The sequence below is a fragment of the Streptomyces sp. NPDC059957 genome (genome assembly GCF_042730015.1).
Taxonomy (GTDB): Bacteria; Actinomycetota; Actinomycetes; order Streptomycetales; family Streptomycetaceae; genus Streptomyces.
This window is the reverse complement of the sequence record NZ_JBHWMB010000159.1, coordinates 1-5010: the sequence shown is the minus strand read 5'-3', so window position 1 is coordinate 5010 and position 5010 is coordinate 1. Positions and strand designations below refer to the sequence as shown.

The 5010-nt window shown below is 56.9% G+C and carries 2 rRNA genes; both read left to right on the top strand.

From position 1 onward, the window contains the following. The first annotated feature begins 46 nt into the window (after positions 1-46). Positions 47-1571 (top strand): 16S ribosomal RNA (locus tag ACFWBW_RS41455). Between the two features lie 283 nt (positions 1572-1854). Next, a 23S ribosomal RNA gene (locus ACFWBW_RS41450) occupies positions 1855-4978 on the top strand. The 16S and 23S rRNA genes sit together here, the layout of an rRNA operon. Positions 4979-5010 lie beyond the last annotated feature (32 nt).

Genomic DNA, 5010 nt, shown 5'->3' with positions numbered 1-5010 from the left:
TGACTGTCCCGCTCTAAGTGCGTGTGCACCGGATTACCGGTAAACATTCATGGAGAGTTTGATCCTGGCTCAGGACGAACGCTGGCGGCGTGCTTAACACATGCAAGTCGAACGATGAAGCCCTTCGGGGTGGATTAGTGGCGAACGGGTGAGTAACACGTGGGCAATCTGCCCTTCACTCTGGGACAAGCCCTGGAAACGGGGTCTAATACCGGATAACACTCCTGCCTGCATGGGCGGGGGTTAAAAGCTCCGGCGGTGAAGGATGAGCCCGCGGCCTATCAGCTTGTTGGTGGGGTAATGGCCCACCAAGGCGACGACGGGTAGCCGGCCTGAGAGGGCGACCGGCCACACTGGGACTGAGACACGGCCCAGACTCCTACGGGAGGCAGCAGTGGGGAATATTGCACAATGGGCGAAAGCCTGATGCAGCGACGCCGCGTGAGGGATGACGGCCTTCGGGTTGTAAACCTCTTTCAGCAGGGAAGAAGCGAAAGTGACGGTACCTGCAGAAGAAGCGCCGGCTAACTACGTGCCAGCAGCCGCGGTAATACGTAGGGCGCAAGCGTTGTCCGGAATTATTGGGCGTAAAGAGCTCGTAGGCGGCTTGTCACGTCGGATGTGAAAGCCCGAGGCTTAACCTCGGGTCTGCATTCGATACGGGCTAGCTAGAGTGTGGTAGGGGAGATCGGAATTCCTGGTGTAGCGGTGAAATGCGCAGATATCAGGAGGAACACCGGTGGCGAAGGCGGATCTCTGGGCCATTACTGACGCTGAGGAGCGAAAGCGTGGGGAGCGAACAGGATTAGATACCCTGGTAGTCCACGCCGTAAACGTTGGGAACTAGGTGTTGGCGACATTCCACGTCGTCGGTGCCGCAGCTAACGCATTAAGTTCCCCGCCTGGGGAGTACGGCCGCAAGGCTAAAACTCAAAGGAATTGACGGGGGCCCGCACAAGCAGCGGAGCATGTGGCTTAATTCGACGCAACGCGAAGAACCTTACCAAGGCTTGACATATACCGGAAAGCATTAGAGATAGTGCCCCCCTTGTGGTCGGTATACAGGTGGTGCATGGCTGTCGTCAGCTCGTGTCGTGAGATGTTGGGTTAAGTCCCGCAACGAGCGCAACCCTTGTCCTGTGTTGCCAGCATGCCCTTCGGGGTGATGGGGACTCACAGGAGACCGCCGGGGTCAACTCGGAGGAAGGTGGGGACGACGTCAAGTCATCATGCCCCTTATGTCTTGGGCTGCACACGTGCTACAATGGCCGGTACAATGAGCTGCGATACCGTGAGGTGGAGCGAATCTCAAAAAGCCGGTCTCAGTTCGGATTGGGGTCTGCAACTCGACCCCATGAAGTCGGAGTTGCTAGTAATCGCAGATCAGCATTGCTGCGGTGAATACGTTCCCGGGCCTTGTACACACCGCCCGTCACGTCACGAAAGTCGGTAACACCCGAAGCCGGTGGCCCAACCCGTAAGGGAGGGAGCTGTCGAAGGTGGGACTGGCGATTGGGACGAAGTCGTAACAAGGTAGCCGTACCGGAAGGTGCGGCTGGATCACCTCCTTTCTAAGGAGCACAGTACCGATTGCAGACAAACGTTCTGCACGGTCAGCTCAGGGTGGAACGTTGATTAGTTGGCACGGTTTCCAAAACCTTCTGTGAGTACTGCTTCGGCGTGGAAAACAGTTTGAGTGGCGGGGATCGTGCTTGGCACGTTGTTGGGTATCTGAGGGTACGGCCGAAAGGCTTTATCTTCGCGATGCCGGCCCCAGTGAACTTCGTCTGCGGATGAGGGTGATGGGTGGCTGGTCGTTGCTTGAGAACTACACAGTGGACGCGAGCATCTGTAGGCCAAGTTTTTAAGGGCGCACGGTGGATGCCTTGGCACCAGGAACCGATGAAGGACGTGAGAGGCCGCGATAGGCCCCGGGGAGCTGCCAACTGAGCTTTGATCCGGGGGTGTCCGAATGGGGAAACCCGGCAGTCGTCATGGGCTGTCACCCACTGCTGAACACATAGGCAGTGTGGAGGGAACGCGGGGAAGTGAAACATCTCAGTACCCGCAGGAAGAGAAAACAACCGTGATTCCGGGAGTAGTGGCGAGCGAAACCGGATGAGGCCAAACCGTATGCGTGTGATACCCGGCAGGGGTTGCGCATGCGGGGTTGTGGGAATTCTTTTGATCGGTCTGCCGGCCGGTCGGCGAGTCAGAAACCGTTGATGTAGTCGAAGGACATGCGAAAGGTCCGGCGTAGAGGGTAAGACCCCCGTAGACGAAACATCAGCGGCTTGCTTAAGAATCTCCCAAGTAGCACGGGGCCCGAGAAATCCCGTGTGAATCTGGCGGGACCACCCGCTAAGCCTAAATATTCCCTGGTGACCGATAGCGGATAGTACCGTGAGGGAATGGTGAAAAGTACCGCGGGAGCGGAGTGAAATAGTACCTGAAACCGTGTGCCTACAAGCCGTGGGAGCGTCGCCGTTATTCTTCGGAATAACGGTCGTGACTGCGTGCCTTTTGAAGAATGAGCCTGCGAGTTAGCGGTGTGTAGCGAGGTTAACCCGTGTGGGGAAGCCGTAGCGAAAGCGAGTCCGAATAGGGCGATTGAGTTGCACGCTCTAGACCCGAAGCGGAGTGATCTAGCCATGGGCAGGTTGAAGCGGAGGTAAGACTTCGTGGAGGACCGAACCCACCAGGGTTGAAAACCTGGGGGATGACCTGTGGTTAGGGGTGAAAGGCCAATCAAACTCCGTGATAGCTGGTTCTCCCCGAAATGCATTTAGGTGCAGCGTCACGTGTTTCTTGCCGGAGGTAGAGCACTGGATAGGCGATGGGCCCTACCGGGTTACTGACCTTAGCCAAACTCCGAATGCCGGTAAGTGAGAGCGTGGCAGTGAGACTGTGGGGGATAAGCTCCATGGTCGAGAGGGAAACAGCCCAGAGCATCGACTAAGGCCCCTAAGCGTACGCTAAGTGGGAAAGGATGTGGAGTCGCAGAGACAACCAGGAGGTTGGCTTAGAAGCAGCCACCCTTGAAAGAGTGCGTAATAGCTCACTGGTCAAGTGATTCCGCGCCGACAATGTAGCGGGGCTCAAGCGTACCGCCGAAGTCGTGTCATTGCAGCAATAGGGCCAACGCCCGCTGTGATGGGTAGGGGAGCGTCGTGTGCCGGGTGAAGCAGCAGCGGAAGCTAGTTGTGGACGGTTCACGAGTGAGAATGCAGGCATGAGTAGCGATACACACGTGAGAAACGTGTGCGCCGATTGACTAAGGGTTCCTGGGTCAAGCTGATCTGCCCAGGGTAAGTCGGGACCTAAGGCGAGGCCGACAGGCGTAGTCGATGGACAACCGGTTGATATTCCGGTACCCGCTTTGAAACGCCCAATATCGAATCAGGCGATGCTAAGCCCGTGAAGCCGTTCCGGACCCTTCGGGGAAAGGAAAGTGGTGGAGCCGGTGACCCAGACTTGTAGTAGGTAAGCGATGGGGTGACGCAGGAAGGTAGTCCAGCCCGGGCGGTGGTAGTCCCGGGGTAAGGGTGTAGGCCGAGGGGTAGGCAAATCCGTCCCTCATATAAGGCTGAGACCTGATGCCGAGCCGATTGTGGTGAAGTGGATGATCCTATGCTGTCGAGAAAAGCCTCTAGCGAGTTTCATGGCGGCCCGTACCCTAAACCGACTCAGGTGGTCAGGTAGAGAATACCGAGGCGTTCGGGTGAACTATGGTTAAGGAACTCGGCAAAATGCCCCCGTAACTTCGGGAGAAGGGGGGCCATCACTGGTGATCGGATTTACTCCGTGAGCTGGGGGTGGCCGCAGAGACCAGCGAGAAGCGACTGTTTACTAAAAACACAGGTCCGTGCGAAGCCGTAAGGCGATGTATACGGACTGACGCCTGCCCGGTGCTGGAACGTTAAGGGGACCGGTTAGTCACATTTCGGTGTGGCGAAGCTGAGAACTTAAGCGCCAGTAAACGGCGGTGGTAACTATAACCATCCTAAGGTAGCGAAATTCCTTGTCGGGTAAGTTCCGACCTGCACGAATGGCGTAACGACTTCTCGACTGTCTCAACCATAGGCCCGGTGAAATTGCACTACGAGTAAAGATGCTCGTTTCGCGCAGCAGGACGGAAAGACCCCGGGACCTTTACTATAGTTTGATATTGGTGTTCGGTTCGGCTTGTGTAGGATAGGTGGGAGACTTTGAAGCGGCCACGCCAGTGGTTGTGGAGTCGTCGTTGAAATACCACTCTGGTCGTGCTGGATGTCTAACCTCGGTCCGTGATCCGGATCAGGGACAGTGTCTGATGGGTAGTTTAACTGGGGCGGTTGCCTCCCAAAAAGTAACGGAGGCGCCCAAAGGTTCCCTCAGCCTGGTTGGCAATCAGGTGTTGAGTGTAAGTGCACAAGGGAGCTTGACTGTGAGACCGACGGGTCGAGCAGGGACGAAAGTCGGGACTAGTGATCCGGCGGTGGCTTGTGGAAGCGCCGTCGCTCAACGGATAAAAGGTACCCCGGGGATAACAGGCTGATCTTCCCCAAGAGTCCATATCGACGGGATGGTTTGGCACCTCGATGTCGGCTCGTCGCATCCTGGGGCTGGAGTCGGTCCCAAGGGTTGGGCTGTTCGCCCATTAAAGCGGTACGCGAGCTGGGTTTAGAACGTCGTGAGACAGTTCGGTCCCTATCCGCTGTGCGCGTAGGAATATTGAGAAGGGCTGTCCCTAGTACGAGAGGACCGGGACGGACGAACCTCTGGTGTGCCAGTTGTCCTGCCAAGGGCATGGCTGGTTGGCTACGTTCGGGAGGGATAACCGCTGAAAGCATCTAAGCGGGAAGCCTGCTTCAAGATGAGTATTCCCACCTCCTTGAGAGGGTAAGGCTCCCAGTAGACGACTGGGTTGATAGGCCAGATGTGGAAGCCCGGTAACGGGTGGAGCTGACTGGTACTAATAGGCCGAGGGCTTGTCCTCAGTTGCTCGCGTCCACTGTGTTAGTTCTGAAG